The 21,092-nt window shown below is 40.9% G+C and carries 19 protein-coding genes; 10 read left to right on the top strand and 9 right to left on the bottom strand.

Going from position 1 to position 21,092, the window contains the following annotated elements; genetic code table 11:
- Position 1: 1 nt before the first annotated feature.
- The 5 genes from mnmG to hemW are packed head-to-tail and all read right to left on the bottom strand — an operon-like array spanning position 2 to position 7,150.
- Positions 2-1,882: a tRNA uridine-5-carboxymethylaminomethyl(34) synthesis enzyme MnmG gene (gene mnmG, locus CLV93_RS04455; RefSeq protein WP_106540973.1), complete on the bottom strand. Its 1,881-nt coding sequence runs from the start codon at positions 1,880-1,882 to the stop codon at positions 2-4.
- Between the two features lie 12 nt (positions 1,883-1,894).
- Positions 1,895-2,323 carry an rRNA maturation RNase YbeY gene (gene ybeY, locus CLV93_RS04460; protein ID WP_106540974.1) on the bottom strand — a complete coding sequence of 143 codons (429 nt, stop codon included), beginning with the start codon at positions 2,321-2,323 and terminating at the stop codon, positions 1,895-1,897.
- A 2-nt stretch (positions 2,324-2,325) separates the two neighbouring features.
- Positions 2,326-2,736: an ATP-binding protein gene (locus CLV93_RS04465; protein WP_106540975.1), complete on the bottom strand. Its 411-nt coding sequence runs from the start codon at positions 2,734-2,736 to the stop codon at positions 2,326-2,328.
- Entirely contained in the window at positions 2,726-5,986 is a 3,261-nt protein-coding gene (locus CLV93_RS04470; RefSeq protein WP_106540976.1) for a DUF4175 family protein, read from the bottom strand. Before CLV93_RS04470 ends, CLV93_RS04465 begins: the two co-directional genes overlap by 11 nt.
- 36 nt (positions 5,987-6,022) lie before the next feature.
- The gene (gene hemW / locus CLV93_RS04475; protein ID WP_106540977.1) at positions 6,023-7,150 is read right to left on the bottom strand and encodes a radical SAM family heme chaperone HemW; all 1,128 of its coding nucleotides are present in this window, start codon (positions 7,148-7,150) and stop codon (positions 6,023-6,025) included.
- Between the two features lie 32 nt (positions 7,151-7,182).
- Here hemW and CLV93_RS04480 point away from each other — a divergent pair, with 32 nt between their 5' ends.
- Positions 7,183-7,569, top strand: a complete 387-nt coding sequence (locus CLV93_RS04480; protein WP_106540978.1) for a VanZ family protein — start codon at positions 7,183-7,185, stop codon at positions 7,567-7,569.
- Here CLV93_RS04480 and CLV93_RS04485 read toward each other — a convergent pair.
- Together CLV93_RS04485 and CLV93_RS04490 are read right to left on the bottom strand one after the other, a co-directional pair.
- Positions 7,566-8,012: an RrF2 family transcriptional regulator gene (locus CLV93_RS04485; RefSeq protein ID WP_106540979.1), complete on the bottom strand. Its 447-nt coding sequence runs from the start codon at positions 8,010-8,012 to the stop codon at positions 7,566-7,568. The two genes, CLV93_RS04480 and CLV93_RS04485, sit on opposite strands and share 4 nt — an antisense overlap.
- On the bottom strand, positions 8,009-9,388 hold the full coding sequence (locus CLV93_RS04490; protein WP_106540980.1) for a lactate utilization protein B: 1,380 nt from the start codon (positions 9,386-9,388) through the stop codon (positions 8,009-8,011). Before CLV93_RS04490 ends, CLV93_RS04485 begins: the two co-directional genes overlap by 4 nt.
- A 734-nt stretch (positions 9,389-10,122) precedes the next feature.
- Here CLV93_RS04490 and CLV93_RS04495 point away from each other — a divergent pair.
- Together CLV93_RS04495 and ruvB are read left to right on the top strand one after the other, a co-directional pair.
- Entirely contained in the window at positions 10,123-10,527 is a 405-nt protein-coding gene (locus CLV93_RS04495; protein WP_228492049.1) for a response regulator, read from the top strand.
- A gap of 56 nt (positions 10,528-10,583) precedes the next feature.
- Positions 10,584-11,609, top strand: coding sequence for a Holliday junction branch migration DNA helicase RuvB (ruvB, locus tag CLV93_RS04500; protein ID WP_106540981.1), 1,026 nt, complete (start codon positions 10,584-10,586; stop codon positions 11,607-11,609).
- A 61-nt stretch (positions 11,610-11,670) separates the two neighbouring features.
- Here the strand turns inward: ruvB and CLV93_RS04505 are convergent, their stop codons facing one another.
- Positions 11,671-12,750 carry a glutaminyl-peptide cyclotransferase gene (locus CLV93_RS04505; protein ID WP_106540982.1) on the bottom strand — a complete coding sequence of 360 codons (1,080 nt, stop codon included), beginning with the start codon at positions 12,748-12,750 and terminating at the stop codon, positions 11,671-11,673.
- A 289-nt stretch (positions 12,751-13,039) separates the two neighbouring features.
- On the opposite strand from CLV93_RS04505, the gene CLV93_RS04510 reads away from it, so the two are divergent.
- The 5 genes from CLV93_RS04510 (at position 13,040) to CLV93_RS04530 (ending at position 18,923) form a co-directional block, all read left to right on the top strand.
- On the top strand, positions 13,040-14,509 hold the full coding sequence (locus tag CLV93_RS04510; RefSeq protein ID WP_106540983.1) for a lipopolysaccharide biosynthesis protein: 1,470 nt from the start codon (positions 13,040-13,042) through the stop codon (positions 14,507-14,509).
- Between the two features lie 83 nt (positions 14,510-14,592).
- Positions 14,593-15,027 carry a dUTP diphosphatase gene (gene dut / locus CLV93_RS04515; RefSeq protein ID WP_106540984.1) on the top strand — a complete coding sequence of 145 codons (435 nt, stop codon included), beginning with the start codon at positions 14,593-14,595 and terminating at the stop codon, positions 15,025-15,027.
- A gap of 36 nt (positions 15,028-15,063) precedes the next feature.
- Entirely contained in the window at positions 15,064-16,833 is a 1,770-nt protein-coding gene (locus tag CLV93_RS04520; RefSeq protein WP_106540985.1) for a tetratricopeptide repeat protein, read from the top strand.
- Between the two features lie 2 nt (positions 16,834-16,835).
- The gene (lolB1, locus tag CLV93_RS04525) at positions 16,836-17,717 is read left to right on the top strand and encodes a lipoprotein insertase outer membrane protein LolB1 (RefSeq protein ID WP_486187517.1); all 882 of its coding nucleotides are present in this window, start codon (positions 16,836-16,838) and stop codon (positions 17,715-17,717) included.
- 3 nt (positions 17,718-17,720) lie between these two features.
- A complete protein-coding gene (locus tag CLV93_RS04530) occupies positions 17,721-18,923 on the top strand; it encodes a murein hydrolase activator EnvC family protein (RefSeq protein WP_106540987.1) in 1,203 nt (400 codons plus the stop codon).
- Positions 18,924-18,965: 42 nt separating this feature from the next.
- Here the strand turns inward: CLV93_RS04530 and CLV93_RS04535 are convergent, their stop codons facing one another.
- Complete coding sequence (locus CLV93_RS04535; RefSeq protein ID WP_106540988.1) at positions 18,966-19,664, bottom strand: Crp/Fnr family transcriptional regulator; 699 nt, start codon at positions 19,662-19,664, stop codon at positions 18,966-18,968.
- A 102-nt stretch (positions 19,665-19,766) separates the two neighbouring features.
- On the opposite strand from CLV93_RS04535, the gene CLV93_RS04540 reads away from it, so the two are divergent.
- Together CLV93_RS04540 and CLV93_RS04545 are read left to right on the top strand one after the other, a co-directional pair.
- Positions 19,767-20,180 carry an OsmC family protein gene (locus tag CLV93_RS04540; RefSeq protein WP_106540989.1) on the top strand — a complete coding sequence of 138 codons (414 nt, stop codon included), beginning with the start codon at positions 19,767-19,769 and terminating at the stop codon, positions 20,178-20,180.
- A gap of 2 nt (positions 20,181-20,182) precedes the next feature.
- Positions 20,183-21,073 (top strand): helix-turn-helix domain-containing protein, encoded by an 891-nt coding sequence (locus tag CLV93_RS04545; protein WP_106540990.1) that lies wholly within the window; start codon positions 20,183-20,185, stop codon positions 21,071-21,073.
- Positions 21,074-21,092: the final 19 nt, after the last annotated feature.

Here is a 21,092-nt window from a genome sequence, read left to right on the forward strand (position 1 = left end):
ATTACCTTCCCAGAAGCACCAAAAGTACATTTATATCACTCGGTGAAACACCGGAAATTCGACTGGCTTGTCCAATCGTATCCGGTAGAATTCTATCCAATTTTTGGCGAGCCTCGGTTGATAATGACTCCAAAGACATGTAATCGAATTTACCAGTGATATTAATATTCTCGAGTCGATTCAATTTATCAGCAATTCCTTTCTCTCTTTCGATGTATCCAGAATACTTCATCAAAATTTCAGCTGATTCGAGAATTTCATCTCTCCTTTCTTCCGGAAGTGAATCATACAATTTCTTCAAACCACGAACCGTACCCAATAAATCAAAAATCCGAAGTTGTGGACGAAGAACCAAATTAAACAGTTTTGTTCCCTGCTTAAGTGGTGCGGTATTTTTTCCTTCCAAAAGATCGTTGATGTATTGCGGCTTCACTGAATACTCTTTGCAGAAATTAATCACTTTATCGCGTAAGGAAATTTTCTCCTGTAATAAACTATAACGCTCTTCGTCTACCAAACCGAGTTGGTACCCTTTTTCCGTAAGTCGAATATCTGCATCATCCTGACGTAGCAAAATCCGATATTCAGCACGACTGGTAAACATCCGATAAGGTTCGTCTACACCTTTCGTTACCAAATCATCAATGAGAACACCAATGTAAGACTCATTACGTCCGAGCGTGAACGGTTCTTTTTCATTTATCTTGAGGTGTGCATTGATACCAGCGATGATACCCTGCGCAGCTGCTTCCTCATATCCTGTCGTTCCATTTATCTGACCGGCAAAGTACAGGTTCGAAACCATCTTCGTCTCCAGCGTATGATGAAGTTGCGTCGGATCGAAATAGTCATACTCGATGGCGTATCCGGGTCGAAGTACGCGAGCATTTTCTAAACCTTCTACTTTGTGGATAGCTTTGATCTGAACATCCCATGGAAGAGACGAAGAAAATCCATTGAGATAATATTCGATGGTACTCTCTCCTTCCGGTTCCAGAAACAACTGATGTTTTTCCTTGTCGGCGAATGTCACCAACTTGGTCTCGATACTCGGACAGTACCGCGGACCTAGCCCTTCAATACTACCATCGAACAGCGGTGAAAACTCAAAGCCGGTAGATAGCTCTTCGTGAACCTCCTTATTCGTATAAGTAATAAAACAACTTTTTTGTTTCAATGCCCGGTTATCTGAACTCGGCAAATAACTAAATTTTCCGTACGACTCATCTCCGGGTTGTTCCTGCAATTTCGAGAAATCAATAGAACGACCATCAATACGCACTGGCGTACCGGTTTTCATCCGACCAACTTTGAATCCAAAGTCAAACAGCTGGGCAGACATCCCTTTAGAGGAAGGTTCGGAAATGCGTCCACCTTCAATTTTTGTTTTTCCGAAATGCATTAAGCCGTTCAAAAAAGTGCCATTCGTCAAAACAACCGCTTTTCCAAAAAACTCAACACCCAATTCAGTCCGCACACCGCAAACACGATCCCCTTCGAAAATGAGATCTTTTACCATTCCCTGCCAGAAATCGACGTTCGGAATACCCTCTAAAACGGATCTCCAATTCTCTGAGAATCGCATCCTGTCGCACTGAGCCCTTGGACTCCACATTGCCGGCCCCTTAGAACGGTTTAACATTCTGAACTGAATTGTACTCCGATCAGTCACAATTCCCATGTAGCCGCCAAGAGCATCTATCTCTCTAACAATCTGCCCCTTGGCAATACCACCAACAGCAGGATTACAGCTCATCTGTGCAATCTTATTCAGGTCCATGGTCACCAATAAAACCTTCGAACCCAAATTTGCTGCTGCTGCTGCAGCCTCACTACCGGAATGACCGGCTCCCACTACTATCACATCGTATTTTGGCAGCATATTCTCTTTTCTTTATTTTTCAATATTATGATAATCTAAAATAGACGCGTCTTCTTGCAGCGTCATTTCCTCCTGGTCATTCTCATTTTTATCATTGAATCCGATTAAATGCAAAATGCCATGAGCAAGAACCCGAAGTAATTCTTCATCATAAGAAACATTAAACTCAATAGCATTATCGGCAACTCTTTCGGTGCTGATGAACACATCACCTGACACCGTATCACACTCGGTATAATCGAACGTAATAATATCAGTCAGGTAATCGTGACTTAAGTATTGTCGATTCACCTCCAACAAATACGAATCGCTACAGAAAATGTAACTCAGCTCACCTATTTCTTTTTCATGCTTTTTGGCTACAAAAACAAGCCATTTTTTAACGCGTTCGATATCGAGATGGGGTAATTCCACATCCTCGTTGTAAAACTGAATATTCACGACTAAATACGGATTAACAATTTGACGACATTCCCTTTACCGATAACCTCAAACCCATCGCAAAGGTTTTTAATAAAAAATATTCCCCTGCCATTTTCCTTGGTTATATTATCGCCACAGGTAGGATTAGCAACACATTCCGGGTCAAAACCTTTTCCTTCATCTTCTATACGAACCTGGATTGTAGATTCATCTACCTCCAAATCGATCTTGACTTTCTTACTCTCATCAGACTTATTCCCATGTATAATCGCATTTTGAACAGCCTCAAGCAACGAAGTCTGAAAAGAAAAATAGGTCTCACAATCAAGCGACAACGAATCACGCATCTCGTGACACACCTTAAGACACGTTTTCAACTCCTCGATGCGGGATTGAATTTCCAATTGCCGTTTGATTACATTACCGACCATTAATATTTTTTAGATAAGAATTAAACTTTTCACGGTAAAAATAGTTCATTCTCCACGATGACCTCGAAATTATGTCAAGCTCATCTTCCTTTTTCGCCTCCTTCTCAAAAAACTCTTGGGGATGACTTACCAATTGATTTTTAGCTGTTTCAGACTCTCTTTCGTTGTCTGAATTACGCTGCATTTTGGCATTTTTTGCATCCAATAAATGTTCAAATATAAGATTTTGTCGCTTAACTGTCTGTTGGGTAACGTTTTTACTTACCAAATCATTTCTATTTTGATTGAGTAACCTTTGCGCTTCCTTCAGCTGCTTCTCGACATCCGGACCTAAATTACCTTTCAAAACCTGCTCCCGAATCGCCTGCTCAATCATCTCCTGCTGCATCAACATTTCACCAATCTGTTCATTTCCTGGATTCTGGCCACTCTTAAGGTCATCCAACATCCCCTGCATTTGCTGCTTTAGCTTTTTCTGAAGCTCTGCCAGGCTGGGAATTGAACTGCTTTTACCGCCAGGCCTATTGCAGGTACCATCGCCGGGCTGTGCATTCTTCATCATATCCATGATTTGCTGCAATGCCTCTGAAAGATACAACGCCAGGTTGTTAGCCGACGTCATTGAAAACTGCTGATTAATCCTTCCTTTTTGATACTGACTCTCCTCTAAACCCGAAAGTGCCTTATCGGTATAATATTTCCAATTGAGCGACTCCTTGCCTATTTGCATATTAATCTGTGGTGCCTGCTTCGACAACAGGTACAGCGTATCACGCAACTGTTCCTCAAACTGCACCAGATTCTTTTGCTTGTCGAGATAGCCTGTCAACGCGGGATCCAAAGCAGAAACTCCCTTCATCTCTTCCATCAAATTCTCCTGCTGAAATGAATAAGTCAGAATATTATCCGCGAGGTATTGAATCCGCCGAACCTGTTCCCAATCAATTTCCATCTGTGACGACAACATACTCTTATTCAAATTCTCGGCTACCTTCTTCAAGGAATGACTAATCCGGTCAGAAGTATCACTACGCTTATTCCGGCTTTCCTTCTTTTCAGAAAGCGATTGCATATCATCGTTTATTTCTTTCCGGAGCGAACCTGACTTGTTAATCGAATAAGGCTTTTCTAATTCGCCATTCTGCTTCATTACAGAATCAATTGCTGAAAAGGCAGCTTTAATATCTTCGTCTTGCTTAGCTAACAAAGAATCCTCTTTGGAACGACCGCCTTTTTTCATCAAGTCGGACAAAGTTTTTTGCTGTTTTGCCAGCTCCTGTAAATTGTTCTCAATGTCATGAATGGACTTTTCTACCTGCATTTTCTTCAACAAAGCGATGTTCCTGTCCAACTGCTTACTTAAATCATCCAACCGATAATTGATGTCCTTAGTTAACTCGTTGAATTTCTTTTGGTCAAACTGGTTCATGAGCGTGTTCAACTCGTCAAACAACTTTTTCAAGTCATCGGAATAAAGCTGATCCATCAACTGCTCTACTTGCTTTTGCTTCTCCAACAAAGCAGGTGACAGCTGTGAGAAATTCTTCGACAAATTATTCAGTTCTCGATTCTCTTTACTCACATTATCCATCAACTGATGAAGCTGGCTGTTCTGTTGCCTAATTCCTTCCGATATTTGTTTCTTTTCCCAATCGGTAAGTTGACCGCTTAACATCTTATTTCGCATCTTTCCGAAATCCTGTTGTATCTTCCGGGCCGCTTCCTTCCCTTCATTCAATTTGTCTTCAAGCCGCTGATAGCCTTTCTTGTTTTCCGCTTCCACTTCGTGAAATCCGGGAAAACGAAACGTAAACACCTCGCTTTGTTTCTTCTTAAAATGATGGAGCTTGTCATTATCGGCCACTGTAAACCAATATTGATAAACGCCAGGCTTCAACCCTTTGAAACTATATCCGTAGAAGAAATCCTGTGGGTTTTGGTTTGGATGCACGGAAACATTAGATGTCGAATCGAGCTCGTTACCAACGACGTGAAATTTCACATTATTGATCCCATAATCGTCGGATATTCTTCCATGAAAATAATAAGCTGTAAGATTTACGGAATCCTGTACCTGCTTAACAGCGATGGACGGATATTCGTCTTTCAGCACTTTTAAATTATATACCAAACCGTCATCCGTGAAATTTACATTCTTTACCCTGAAAAAGTACTCGGTATTCCCTAATATCGTCGAGTCTAAACGAAAACTCCCATCATCCTGTCTGACCATCTGTTCGGCATGTGAACCTGAACAAACAAAAACAGAATCAGCATCAACGGCGTTTAGCGTCCATTTCACCTTACTTCCGGCAGGAATTTCTGCGTCACCCTGATTCTCGAGTGTTCTAGACGCCATAGACGTATACTTCGGAGGGATAACATTGACGGTGAATGACCTAATAACAGGAACCGCCAAACACTTGATACCATAAACACCGGAGTAATATGGTCCGCCATTCAACTGGAACTGTAAATCGTGATACACATTTCCAATGGTATAATTATATGAACCATCGCCGACAGGTTGCATGGCAAATTGATTTCCATTCATCACCACGTTCAAATGCGCAGGAAAATTGCTTCCTTGCAAACGAACACGAATTTTGTATGAATGTCCCTTTTTAACAGAAAGTGAATCATTTAGGAGCACAAATGAAAAGTCAGCAGCAGGTGAAAATTCCTGATTGTAATGGACGTATTGATGATATCCTTTTATTAGGAAGCCAGGCCTAAAGAGACTAAAAGAAAGGAAAAGCGCAGCTGCCATAGTTAAACTCCACTTTTCCATTTGCGGTAACCGAAACCGGAAAGCTTCTTTGAGCGGATATTTCTGAACAACTTCAAGCTTTTGCTTAATACTTGCAATTACGAGATCATTTCCGTTATTCTGTTCGTAGACTGATTTCAACTCCATCATGTTCTGAAACCGATCTTCTAAACCAAAAAAACGAGTTTTCAAAACATTACTAATCTCTGTCGGTGTAACACCTGGAAGCCAATCGAACAATTTGAAAAAAGGCAAACCAACAAAAAAGACAAAGAGACTAATTACCACGAAAATGAAGAAGTAAAAAAGAACTGTCCTGGCGTCAGAACCAAAATAGTAGAGTTGCTGTAAACCAATAAGTAGAAACGACAATCCTACAACAACAAGCACCAACCGAATAACTCCCAAGAGGATCTTATTACGGTAATACAGTCGGCGAAGCGCGTTGTACAGTATGTCTATTTCCTTCCACTCTTTCATCAGTCTTCTCTTCCGGAATACAACTAAATTACAAAATCAGGCATAAAAGAAATCTTCCATAATGCGATCGGAAACAAAAATTCCTTTTTCGGTTAACCTGAAAATATCGTTCTCTACAAATACCAAATCAGTTCCGCGATATTTAGCAAGCGACTTATGAAAATGCCTTCCAAGCTCACTATTCCACTCCGTTTCAATCTTCCGGATATCGATGCCCCAGATCGTCCGAAGCGAAGTGATGATGTAGTCATTGTACCGATCAACTTCGCTCAGTTCTTCAATATCGAAAAATTTCTGATTTTCATTGATCAACTGAACATATTGCGGATTACTACGGATGTTCCACTGTCTCGATAGGCCGTCGTAGCTGTGAGCAGAAGGGCCAATGCCCAGATATTTCTTTTCTTTCCAGTAAGCAGAGTTGTGACGGGAATAATAACCTGGTTTGGCAAAATTACTTACTTCGTAATGTTCGTAACCGGCATTTTTCAAAGCCGATACCAAATACTCGTATTGCTCCAAGCTTACTTCATCGGGAACTTCGCTGAGTTTGCCATCCTGCAAACGCTGATATAAAACGGTGCCTTCGTGATAAGTGAGGTGGTAAGCCGAAACATGTTCCACATCCAGATCAACAACCGTATCAACTGAGCGCTCCCAGGCTTCCTTACTTAGTCCGGGAATACCATAAATTAAATCGGCTGATATATTCTGAAAACCGGCTTCCCTTGCCAGAAGGACCGAACGAACAGATTGCTGCGCATTATGGCGCCTATTCAGGTATTTTAGTATCTCTTCGTCGAAGCTTTGTGTCCCGATGCTTAGTCGGTTAAACCCCGATTTTTGGAGATCGTACAAATACTTTTGCTCTAAATCATCGGGATTAGCCTCAATAGTCCATTCTGCTTCATTGCTGACTTTGAACAATGAGTGCACTGATTCTTGTATCTTTTTCAGGTATTCCAATCGCAAAAGGGAAGGGGTTCCTCCCCCCAGATAGATGGTGTCAACAATCTCATCACCGAGATAATTCCTTCTCAGCGAAAGTTCTTTGAACTCTGCCTCCATGACACCTGGCAGGTCAGCAAGACGGCAACTCGTGTGGAAGTCGCAGTAATGACAATGCGTTTTACAGAAAGGTATGTGGAAGTATATGCCCGCCATTTTTGTATATTCGCAATTCAATGTAAATCAAAATGCAAAAGTACATTAAAATTATTGGCTGGTTTATCGTTATTCTCTATTTAACCTTAACACCGGCAGGCGACATTCCAAAACTGTCTTTGTTGTCAATTCCTTACTTCGATAAAGTAGTACATTTCACGATGTATTTCGTTATGTCAATGCTACTTGCCGGATACTTTCATCAATTCAAAAAATATTCCAACCAGAAAATTCTGTTGATAAATGCCCTGTTGTTAATCTTTATAGGCGGCTTACTCGAGATTCTTCAATATGAGTTACCTATCAACCGTGATTGTAGTTGGGGTGATTTTGCAGCAAATACAACAGGAGCTATCACCGGTACACTAATTTACCTGTACTGGCTCAAAAATACTTTTGTAGGAAAATGGCTGAGTTAAAATTTCATTTTTCCAGGGAAACTGCCAGCTTCCGTTAGCAAGTCCGCAATCATTTTGTCCTTGAAGGTACTTATCAACTGTTTGCGAATATCAGAATAACTATCGTGTAACGCACATACATGAGACGCTTCCCTGCGGCCGTCGCAAGTATCATCAGAAAGAGCACAACTCTCAAACAGCTCCTTACCATCGATAATTTCTACCACTTTATATAATGAAATCTGATCCGGAGGCGCAGCCAGCGCAAAACCGCCATTGGGACCTTTATTGGAAACCAAAACATTAAACCGGGCAAGCTTTTGCAGAATTTTACTTAAGAAAGGAGCCGGAATTTTCAATTCTTCCGCCAGTACTTTTATTCCACATTTTTGATTTTCATTATAGTTGGCTGCCATATAAATGACAGCACGAACAGCGTATTTACAAGTTTTTGATAACATCATCCGTTTTTACCTTTTATTTTCCACTGCCGCGAAAAGGAGAGCTCTTCAAAAGTCGGCATCGATTTATTTTTTCCCATTAAGTTTTTAGCGGTTAGCGAAACAGCTGAATTCTTCAAACTACCCTGTGTCACATCCATCCGTTTTCGGTTAGAGCTAATGTATTCAAAAAATTTCATTCCTGTGTCCCATCGCCAATCATTCCCTCCATTTTCGTTAGTTAGTTTTCGGTTTAAAAGTAATAATCTGGGCAATGGAATCATAACAGGACAAACTTCATCACATTTTCCACATTGCGTACAGGCTGTACTTAGGTGACCAAACTCGGCAAAATTCTTCATAAAAGGAGTGATTACCGATCCAATTGGCCCACTGTAAACTGTATTATAGGTATATCCGCCAACCACTTTATAGATAGGACAAGCATTCAAACAAGCGCCACACCGGATGCACTTTAAAGCCTGCCAATGTTCGTTGGTATCCAGCATCGACGAACGTTCGTTATCGATAAGAATAATAAATTGCTTTTCGGGGCCATCCTCTTCGCTTTTTCTCTTAGGTCCGGTAAAAACGGTGTTATAAGCAGATATTTTTTGCCCCGTACCATGCCCGGCCAACAACGGCCAGATAAATCCTAAATCCTTCATCGAAGGAATTATCTTCTCAATTCCCGCAATAACGATATGTGTTTTCGGAAAAGACGTACTCATTACCCCGTTCCCTTCATTTTCAGTTAACGCAACATTTCCGTTTTCAGCAATCAAAAAGTTAGCGCCTGTAATTCCTGCGCCGGCTTCCTGGTACGGAATTCTCAATTTCTCGCGAACAAAGTTGGTCAACTCAACAGGCGTTGACTGGGTAGGTGTGTTAAAATGTTCGTGAAAAAGTTCAGCTACATCTTCCTTTGACTTGTGCATAGCCGGCGTGACAATATGAAACGGTGGTTCGCCAGCTGTTTGCACAATGAATTCGCCCAAATCAGTCTCCTGGCTAACCATTCCCAACTTTTCCAACTCTTCGTTCAGGTGGATCTCTTCACTGAGCATCGACTTGCTCTTCACCACGAGCTTAACCTCTTCTTTCAACAAGATGTCAGTTATCAATTCGATTGCCTCATCCTTATCTCTCGCCCATAATACCTGACTACCGTTTGCCAGAGCGTTCTTTTCAAACTCCTCCAGGTAATCGTCGAGGTGAGAAACTACTTTGTCCTTTAAATCAGAAGCTCTTTTTCGAAGCGCATCGTGATTGGCAAAACGACTAATTCCGGACTGGAAAGCGTTATCATACTGCCGAATATTGTACTTCAATTTCTGCCTTAAATCGACGTTCTCAGCAGCAATTTCTGAATCAATAACAAAGCGCTTCTTATTCTTCATTGTAACATATTATGTAATAACCTCTAGCTTGACTTCCTCACTCCATACGGTCGAAAGAAATCCGACGGTTTAACACCAGAAAATTCTTACCTATCCAGTGTTTTCAACAGAAATCAACAACGTTAATAACCTCACAAAATCCTGTTTTTCACTACATTTTTCTGTATGAAAAGCGTATTTCTTACTCCTATGTTGAAATAGAATGTTTCAATCATGTTAAAAAATAAAAACAAAATCTGAAAAATATTTTTGGCGAATAGATGAATATTTTCATTAACGCTACCCATTTCAAGATCCAAAAAAGTTAGCGATCAATTTCACCCTAAAAAATCAACGCCTTTTTCACTGAATTAACACCGTTCAACAAAATAAACAGCTATTCACAAAACGATCTTAACAGCCTGTTAAAATCACAGTAAAATACTGATTAAGAAAACACCATTATGTTCATTTCTTGTCAAAATTGTAAAAAATGAAGTTAATAAGGAGTATTACAACAAAAGAAATATGAACTTTTAAGCGTTATAAACCGTATATCATTAACATCATCTTTTTAAAATTTTAACTTTACTTCTAATAATATAAAATGAAGATGCTCTTTTCGGATTTGTTTATTTCTCTCCGAATAGATTTATTTGTAGTACCACTTTGAAAATTATTTGAATTCAAAGGGTATCCTTTTACATAAAAATCATATTAATAAGTAAAGGGATTTGATTCTAAACTCTGCTGATTTGAAAATTGAAGATCAAAATAAAGAAGGGCTGTCTATACTGCTGGTGGAGGATAATTTTCTAAATCAGAAAATTACGACGTACAATCTGCGGAAGTATAACCATAAAGTTTCTATTGCCAACAACGGTTTAGAAGCTGTGAATCTTTTCAAAGAGAAGAAATTTGATTTGATTCTGATGGATATTATGATGCCGGTGATGGACGGATTGGAAGCAACCAGGGAGATTAGGAAAATTGAGAAAGCGAATAAGTTAAGTGAATATACTCCTATCATCGCTGTTACTGCCAATACACTCGATAACGACCGTGAAAAATGCCTTTCGTGGGGGATGGATGAATTCATTGCCAAACCCTTTGATATGAATCAGCTGAATGAGATTTTACTGAGTCTCAAAATTGTCTGATTATTGTTTTCCTCCCTTCATTCACTAACTTTACCTGGTAAAGAATCCCTTATATTATGAGCGACTTTATTGATCTCAGGGGCAATCAGGTTTCTGAAACTGAACGTGAATTTGATAATAAGTTACGTCCGCTTCGCTTCAACGACTTTAAAGGACAGGCTAAGATTGTTGAAAACCTGCAGGTATTTGTAAAAGCTGCGCTCATGCGGGGTGATGCACTTGATCATGTTTTGTTGCATGGCCCGCCCGGACTCGGGAAAACTACCCTCTCAAATATTCTGGCCAACGAACTCGGCGTTAATTTGAAATTGACGTCCGGACCGGTGTTGGATAAACCAGGCGATTTAGCAGGTTTACTAACCAATCTGGAAGCAAACGATGTGCTGTTTATCGATGAAATACATCGTTTGAGTCCTGTGGTAGAAGAATATCTTTATTCGGCAATGGAGGATTACCGGATCGATATCATGATCGATAAAGGGCCAAGTGCCCGTTCCATTCAACTGGAATTAAATCCGTTTACGCTGATTGGTGCTACGACGCGCTCCGGTTTATTGACAAGTCCGCTGCGTGCTCGCTTTGGAATCAACTGCCACCTGGAATATTACGATACAGCGATTTTGACGGGCATTGTTGAACGTTCGGCTTCGATCCTGAATGTTCCTATCAATCGCGAAGCTGCGCTTGAAATAGCTTCGAGAAGCCGCGGTACGCCGCGAATCGTGAACGCTCTCCTTCGTCGGGTACGTGACTTTGCTATGGTGAAGGGAAACGGCGAAATAGACATCGAAATCACGCGTTTTGGCCTCGAAGCACTCAATATTGATAAGCACGGCCTCGATGAAATGGATAACCGCATTCTGACGACAATTATTGACAAGTTTAAAGGCGGACCGGTTGGAATCAGTACGATTGCCACTGCCGTTGGTGAAGATGGCGGAACCATTGAGGAAGTGTACGAACCTTTCCTTATAAAAGAAGGATTTTTAAAACGTACACCGCGGGGACGGGAAGCTACAGAGCTTGCCTATCACCATCTGGGCAGAGCCAAAATTGACGGAGACAACCCATCGTTGTTTTAAAAATAATAGGCCGGTACTACTCAAATACCGGCCTTCATTTTGTCTTTTTATCTCGTGTCAACTATTTCTTAACAGGGACAATTTCGAAAAGCTTTGGCCACAGTTTTCCAGTAACGTAAATAGCGTTGGTTTTAGCGTTCCAGGCAATTCCGTTCAGTACATCAATCGGTTTATTTTCGTCGCGGTACATCACACTGAGTAAACCGGTTAGATCAATTCTTCCCAATACTTTTCCATTGTTGGGATTGATTCGAACAATAGTGTTCGTCGTCCACACGTTGGCCCAAATTTCTCCGTTGATATACTCGAGCTCATTCAGGTATTTAACAGGGCCTTTGTCGTCATAAACACTTATAGTTTTTAAAACTTGTTGATTATCGGGATTGAGAAAGCGTAAGTTTTCCGTTCCATCGCTCATGATGAGATTCGTACCATCGTTCGTCATCCCCCAGCCTTCTTTGGCTTCGTAATGCCATTGTCCTGTTTTATCAAATGTTTTTACATCGTAAATAAAGCCGGTTTGGGCCTTGTAAGTAAGCTGATACAGCTTGTTATCGAGAATCGTAATACCCTCACCAAAGTATTTTTTATCCAGCTTTTTCTCCTGCAGTATTTTTCCGGTTTTCAACACTTGTTTGGCAATTACCGATTGGCCTTTCTCACCAGTTCCTTCGTATAAGTAGCCGTTGTGTATTAGCAAACCTTCGGTGAAAAACTTGGTATTATGCGGATAAGTAGCGGTGATTTTATATGTGTAATCAACTGGTTTAGTATCCGAAACCACGATAAAATCGCTATAGTTTTCTCCGGTTACGCTGTCTGTTTTTATGGCGATAACTTTTATGGAATGCTTGCCCATCGCCATTTCGTCCGTTGAAACCTTAATTTCGTTTTCGAGCGTCTTACCACTGAAATAACTTTTTCCGTCCACTTCCACCTTGATGTTTTGGATGATACCGTTCTTTACGTTGGTTCTTGTTTTTATGGTAATGGGAGTTCCCTGCGGGTAGTATTTGCTTTTCGGTAGAATTTCGATAGCTGTTACCGGCTTGCGGGAACGCTTCGGAGTACTCGAACACTGAAATAAAAGAATTCCCGTCAACGACAGGGTTAATGTGAGAACAGCTAACTTTTTCATCATATCAACTGGTAAACAAACAACGAAATTTAAAAATGGTAATGGTATGCGACAAATTTTCAAAATTTTCGGCAGTTATTAACAATTTTGCCGGATTTATTAAAATTGCTTCACGTGGAACGCTCGTGTTGACTGCTTTCCACGGTAGTGAAGTGTCAACAATTCATATGAATAAATACGGTAGAGTAATACTCTAAAAATTTTTGCGCTTTCTTTCAAAGTCTCTTCGATGTACAACGGCTAACCTTATATTTGTAAAAGTAAAATAATTCACCGTTAATAAAGCACTGATTTGAGCGCACTAAAAAAACTGGCCGGAGAAACCGTCATCTATGGTGGTTCGAGTATCATTGGACGATTTCTTAACTGGTGGTTGGTTCCCTTCTATACCCGGATGTTTGCTCCGGAACAATACGGTATTGTTAGTAACGTATATGCGTACGTAGCGTTTCTGTTGATATTGCTAACCTACGGAATGGAAACTTCTTTCTTCCGGTTTGCCGGGAAAAGTAAAAAGCCCGATGAAGTTTATACCACTACCCTTATTTCTCTGTTCGTTACTTCGGTTTCGTTTGTGCTGGCTGTTTTTGTCTTTTCAGGAAATATTGCTACCTGGATGGAATATCCAGGCCACCCGGAATACATCCGCTGGATGGGATTAACGGTGGCGCTCGATGCTTTTACCTCCATTCCCTTTGCACGCCTTCGGTTGAATAGCCGCCCTATTCGTTTTGCCTTTGTTAAATTAACGGGAATTGCTGTAAATATAGGACTGAACATTTTCCTGATTTATTACTGCCCGAAGATCATCGATGCCAATCCATATTCCATTTTCCGGTACATCTACAATCCTCACATCGGAATTGGTTACGTGTTCATAGCCAATCTGATTTCATCGGGTGTTATGATGTTAATGCTCTTTCCCGATTTTGTCGGAAAGAAAATGGTTTTCGATAAACAGTTGCTTTTGCAGATGCTTCGGTATGGATGGCCCTTACTTATTGTGGGACTGGCAGGAATGGCAAATCAGAATATAGAGAAGATTTTGATGCCGAAATTGTTGCCCGAATCGGTTGATGGATTGCAACAACTGGGAATTTATGCCGCCAACTTTAAGCTGGCTGTATTGATGAATCTTTTCATCCAGGCATTCCGATACTCGTTCGAACCGTTTTTCTTTTCCCATTACAAAGGGGAAGATTCGAAAATGACCTATGCGCTGGTGATGAAATACTTTGTCATTTTTGGATTGACCATCTTTTTGGGTGTCATGCTTTATATCGGTATTGCCAAATATTTCATTGGTCCCCGTTATTACGAAGGTTTGAAAATTGTCCCGTTCATTTTGATGGGCTATTTCTTCCAGGGAATATTTTATACACTGTCGCTTTGGTATAAACTCACAGATAAAACCAGTTATGGAGCTAAGTTGGCACTTTTGGGAGCTATAGTTACCATCGGATTGAACGTACTCTTTATCCCGGTGTTGGGGTATATGGCTTCAGCTTTGGCTTTTTTGGTTGCCTCTGTTCTTATGACGATTGCTTCCTATTTTCTGGGTCAAAAGCATTTCCCGGTAAAATACGATCTAAAAAGGGTAGCACTTTATTTTTTCGTAGCCCTGATTCTTTATGCTGTGGGGGTGAACATCAATGTATCGAATGTTGTCATTCATTATGTTCTTCGGACAATCGTTCTTCTGTTTTTCCTCGGATTTGTGGTTTGGAAAGAAAAAAAGGAGCTGAAACGTTTGTTTGTTTAGGACTTGACAGAGCAAAACATTTTTTAACTAATTGGTTTCGCTTAAGTTTTATATCTTAGCGAGTTAAATACCGAAATGAACATATGGAAGTGAAAATTGTCAATCATTCAGGACACCCTCTGCCTCATTACAGCACCGAGCATTCGGCCGGTATGGACCTGAGGGCTAACCTGAAACAAGATATTGTTTTAAAACCTCTCGAACGTGCACTTGTTCCCACCGGGCTTTTTATTGAACTTCCGGTAGGATATGAAGCACAAGTTCGGCCACGCAGCGGTCTTGCTTTGAAAAAAGGTATTACCGTACTGAATTCTCCCGGAACTATTGATGCTGATTACCGGGGGGAAATTCAGGTTATCCTCATCAATCTTTCCTCCGAAGAATTTGTTATTTCCGATGGCGAGCGCATTGCACAAATGGTAGTGGCTCAGCACGAAAAAGTGGAATGGGTGAAAGTGAACGAATTGGTTGAAACAGTTCGCGGTGAAGGCGGATTCGGGCACACCGGAAAAAATTAAATTATACACAGGCACACGGTGCTATTAATTATCACCATGATTAGAAAAAATTCGATTACCTATTGGGTATTGTTTCTGGCCCTCATTGGTTTGTCATCTTGTGCAACAACAAAAAAAGTGGCACAAAAAGCTCCCGAGAAACAGGTGGCTCAGGAAACAACCCAGGTTACCAAAGATCAGGAACGAGAATTTCAATATTTGCTAATTGAAGGGTTGAAACAGAAAGCGTTGGGAAACCTCGATAAAGCTATTCCGATTTTCTCACGCTGTCTCGAAATCGATCCTTCTTCTTCGACAGCCATGTTCGAACTGGCAAATATTCATATAGCGAAAGGCGACTTTACCAGTGCCATGCTGTTACTCGAAAAAGCAGTTGCCAATAATCCTGAAAATGAATATTATCATTTGATGTTGGCCCGCGTTTATCAGCAAAACAAACAGTTTGATAAAGCAGCCGATCAGTACGGACAGCTGGCGATTTTGTTTCCCGGAAACGATGATTACAAATACTATCACGCTTCGTTGCTGGCACAGGCCGGTAAGTATGAAGATGCACTGAAAGCATTCGATGCACTTCAGCAGTCAACGGGGCCACTGGAGCAAATTGCTGTAGCCAAGCAGCAACTTTACCTCAAAATGGGGAAAAAGAAAGAGGCGTTTGATGAGATTAAAGGACTGATCAAAACCAATCCGAAGGATACCCGCTACTATGGTTTGTTGGCCGATATGTACCTGGCTGATGGTGATAGTACTAAAGCATTGGAGAATTACAATAAAATTCTTCAAATCGAACCGGATAATGGTTTTGTCCAGATTTCACTGGCTAATTTTTATCGCGAAAGCGGAAAACCGGATGAAGCATATCAGCACTTATTGATGGCATTCAAAAATCCGAATTTGGATGTGGACACCAAGATTCAGATGTATGTGATGATTGTTCAGAAGGACAACCGCAAGGTGACCGACGAACAGGAACTCGAGTTGCTAAAGGCCATGATGAATGCTAACATGGATGATGAGCGTCCCCGGGCCATGTATGTTGACTATCTTGTTCAGCACAACGAAATTGAGAAGGCACGTGACGAAATGCGCATTGTGGTTGGGATGAATAAAGACAATATTCAGTATTGGCAACGCTTACTTTTCCTCGATAATAACCTGCAGGATTGGAAAGCCATGTACACGGACGGTGATGATGCACTCAAGTATTTCCCAAGTCAACCATTGCTCTATGTGATGAAAGCTGTCGGTGCACTACAAATGGAAAAATACCAGGATGTAATATCTGTTTTGGATAAAGGACAGCAATATGTTGGCGATAACAATCAGTTGAGTTCTCAATTTTACATGTACCGTGCAGAAGCGTTGTACAAGATGAAGAAACTGAAGGAGTCGTATGCTATGTTTAATAAGGTGGTCCAACTCGATCCGACAAACTATACAGCAATGAATAACTACGCTTATTACTTATCGTTACGAAGTGATAGTTTGCAGTTGGCTGAAAAGTTGAGTGGTAAAGTTGTACAGGCTAATCCCGATAATGCTACATTCCTGGATACTTATGCCTGGGTGCTTTTCAAAAAGAAAGATTACAGCCTGGCCAAATTCTACATGGAGTCTGCTATTCGGAATGATAATGACAAGAATCCGGTACTACTGGAGCATTATGGTGATATTCTGTATTTCCTGGGAGAGAAAGATAAAGCTTTGGAAAACTGGAAGAAGTCTGAAGAAATGGGGAATGACTCACCTACGCTGAAAGAGAAAATTAAGAAGAAAACCTACATCGAAGAAAATCCGAATTGACCGTGTTAAAGATTACCAGGAGAGTTGTATTTCGTTTTGTTTGGGTTGGCATCATTGCAACACTTTTATTTTCATGTAAATCGACTGAAAAAGTTACGACGGCAAAGAAGATCAGGCACATGAGTTGCGGGCGTATTCTGAAGAATGTGTCGGAAAATGAACCGTCTTATGAAACCATGGCTGTTAAACGTGTTGCAGTTAGTGTCGAGGCACAGGGAAAAAGCCATTCATTTCGGGCTTCATACCGAATTAAACGCGACAGTGTTATACAAATCAATGCACAAAAAGCGACCATCCCGGTAGGTAAACTGGAAATTACACCTGATACCTTCCGGGCCGTTTATTATATCGATAAAGAGTATTATGAAGGTGCGTTAAACTATTTGTCAAAGCGGTTAGGAATGGATATTGGCTTCGATATGTTTGAGGCCATTTTTACCAACCAGCTTTTTTCATTTCGAAATGACCCGAAAGATCGTGATTTCAGGGATTTTCATTGTATCATCGACGATGGGATGTACCGGATTTCATCGATGAAAGATCGTAAACTCCGGAAGGTAATACGAAAGGAAGAAAAGTTGGAGCGCTATCGGAACCGGTATGACGAAGAGCATTTAATACGGCAGGACATTTATGTCGATCCCAATAGGTTTGTCATACGAAAGCTGGTATTTAACGACATCGATTACAACCGTACGATGAGTCTGGATTTCTCGCATTTCGAAATGATTGATGGTCGATGGTTTCCGGAGGAAATTCAGCTAAATTACCAGGGCGAGGAAAATTATCAGGTGAAGGTAAAATTGAACCGGATTTCGTTTGATCAACCGGAATCTTTTAATTTTAAGATTCCATCGAAGTACAAACAAATTTTGCTGAAGTAATATATGAGTAGGTGTGCGGGTATTTTTATTGCTGTGTTTTTTGTGATGGCAGGTGCTCTGACAGCTTCGGCTCAGTCACTTACCGACCTTAGAAAAAAGAAACAAAAAACATCCGAAGAGATTAAGTACACCAATCAGTTGCTGGAAGAAACCAGCAAAAATGCAAAGACTTCGCTCAATCGTTTGGCGCTGCTGAATAAGCAAATCCGGTTGCGCGAACAATTGATAAACGAAATCAACGGTGAAATTGCCTACCTCGATAGCTCCATTGCTGACAATGCCTATGTGGTTAATGGTCTTACCTCTGATTTGAAACGTATCCGGGCTAATTACGCACAAATGATACGGTATGCCCGCAGAAATGCGGACGCCAACAGCAAGCTTCTGTTCCTGTTGTCAGCTGAGGATTTCAATCAGGCATATAAACGGTTTCTTTATTTACGACAATACGCCGATTACCGGAAAAAGCAGGTAGAATCCATTCTGGCTGTGAAAGATATTTTGGACGCCAAATTGGCGGATTTGGAAAAAAGGCGGAAAGAGAAAGAAAATATGCTGGAGCAAAAGCAGGACGAATCAACTCAAATTCGTCAGCAAAAGGTTCAGCAAAATCAATACTACGCCGGTTTGCAAAAAAAACAGCGCGAACTGAAGAAAAAACTGGAACAGCAGCGTGAAGTAGAGCAGCGTCTTCAAAAGGAGATCGAACGCATTATTGCAGAAGAAGCAAAGAAAAGCGCAGCCAAAAACAAAAAGGGTTTTAGTTTAACACCTGCCGAGAAAGAGCTGTCGGATGATTTTGGCAAAAACAAAGGACGTTTCCCCTGGCCTGTCGATCGCGGATTAATTACCGAGGAATTTGGAGAACATCCGCATCCGGTATTGAAGCGGGTGATGGTGCGGAATAACGGTATCGACATTACCACCAGTGCAGGCGAAAAAGCACGGGCGATATTCAGAGGAACGGTTTCGCGTGTGGTAGCGATACCCGGTGGTAACATAGCTGTGATTATTCGTCACGGAAATTACCTCTCGGTGTATTCGAACCTGAGTGACGTGTTTGTTCGGGTAGGACAGAAAGTAGAAACGAAACAGGAAATCGGAAAGATATACACCGATCCGGGAGATAATAAGACGGTTTTGAAGTTCCAGATATGGCACGAGAACAAAAAACAGAATCCAGAGGATTGGATTGTGAAAAAGTAGTAAACACAAAAAAAGCTGTCTTCCAATGACAGCTTTTCTATTTTATAAGTTGGCTACTCGTGTTAATCCGGGTAAATCGACGATTCGTATTTTCCTTCCGTGAAGTTCGATCAATTGATCGTGTTTAAACTCCGAAAGAAGCCGAATAACCGATTCTGTCGCTGTACCTACCATATTGGCCAATTCTTCCCGCGTAAGCGAAATTTGGAGGGTTTTATTATCATCCAGGTCGAAACTCTCCTTTAGTAATAACAAAACTTCGGCCAGCCGTTCGCGAACTGTTTTCTGAGCAATGTCCGTAATGAAATCATTGGCGTCTTTCAGTTCGGCGCAAACAATGCGTAACATAGCCAGCGAAAACTTCGAGTTTTCATCAATCAGATACAGTAAGGTTTTATACGGAATGTGGCATAAAACGGCATCTTCGATTACTTTGGCAGTTGTACAAGCCGATTCCTGACTCAGTAACGAACGATACGCAATAATATCTCCTTTCTTCACAAAACGGATGATCTGTTCTTTGCCGTCGATTCCGGTTTTATAAATTTTCAGAATTCCACGGGTGACACAGTAAAATCCGGTTAGCCGGTTACCTTCCCGATAGATTACGCTTCCCTTTTTGTAAAATGAACAGGTCTTTTCGTAATTCAACCTTTCCATTTCCTCTGTTGTTAATGTCTGAAAGAAACGGAATTTGGAAAGATCGGCCTCCTCCTCTATAGGTTCATTATAATTTCTCATTCTGAAAATGCGATTGAATTGAATAGTTTTTAGATTTCGTAAATATACAACTTACGGTTCGAATAACTAAAAATGCTGTAATAACACTTAAACGCTGATTATATGAAACATATGGTGGATTTAGCATGGCATGAAAACATGTTTTTCGACACGGTTTTAGACGGACACCGCCTTATTATTGATGCTTCGGAAGAAAGTGGAGGAACGGATAAGGGACCCCGTCCCAAGAAACTCATGCTATTGGCATTAGCAGGTTGCACTGCCATGGATGTGATATCGATGTTACGAAAAATGAAGATTATACCCGATAAATTCAATGTAATTGTTGAAGCTGAAGTAACCGACGAGCATCCAAAGAAATACGATAAGATGCACGTAATTTATCAGTTTAGCGGGAAAGATCTCCCTTTGGCTAAACTGGAAAGAGCTGTTCAGTTATCCGAAGAGAAGTATTGTGGGGTAAGTGCTGTCTACCGTGAAGTGGTGGATATGACTTCAGAAATACGAATTGTGTAAAAATGGTAATTCCGGCAATACAAAGAAGAGACGCGCACAAAGGCTGGACCAACGACCAGTGGTTTTTCAAACTGATGACTATATGTGATTACAAAACGGAAAACCAATCGGAAGTTTTTCACTTGCATGATTATTATTCAGTGTTCTGGATAAAAACGGGCGAAGTAGTTCATGCCACCGATTTTGTGGAATATACCTTGAAAGGGAACAGTATTTTATTTGTTCCGCCCGGGATACGTCATCGAATGATTCTGGATAAATACTGTGATGGAGTCACGTTTATTTTCAATGAAGAATTCATCCGGATGAATTTTGATTCGAATATTCCCGTGCACCAATATGAAATATTCTTCAATCATACTTTTAAAAGTATGGTTACACTAACGGATGATGATATTCCTGCCTTCGAGATGATTGTGGAAAAGTTGATGAAGGAATACAACCGGCACGACAAGTTCTCGCGCAGCATTATCCTTAATTTGCTCAATCTCTTCTTTTTGGAAGCATCCCGCATTTATGAGCAGCAGAGCCAGGAAGAAGAAGTTGAACCCGGCGATGCTCCCAACTCATCTATTATCGAATTCAAATCGCTAATCGATAAACATTATCGCGAAGAAAAAGGGGTTGCTTTTTATGCCGAAAAGCTAAACATGCAACCTTCGTGTCTGAACAATGTCACCCGCAGGACGACTGGAATAACAGCCGGCGAAATGATTCGCAATCGCATTATTACCGAAGTCAAACGGCTTTTATTTAGCACCGACATGTCAATCAAGGAGATTGGTATTGAAATGGGATTCGACGATCCTGCCTATTTCAGCCGGTTTTTCAAAAAGTACACCGGTACTTCGCTTTCCGATTTTAGAGAACGCTCGCGTAAAAAGTACAAGTAAAACATATTTTTGTTCATTT

Origin of the sequence: Prolixibacter denitrificans, from assembly GCF_003014495.1 — a bacterium.
GTDB lineage: Bacteria > Bacteroidota > Bacteroidia > Bacteroidales > Prolixibacteraceae > Prolixibacter > Prolixibacter denitrificans.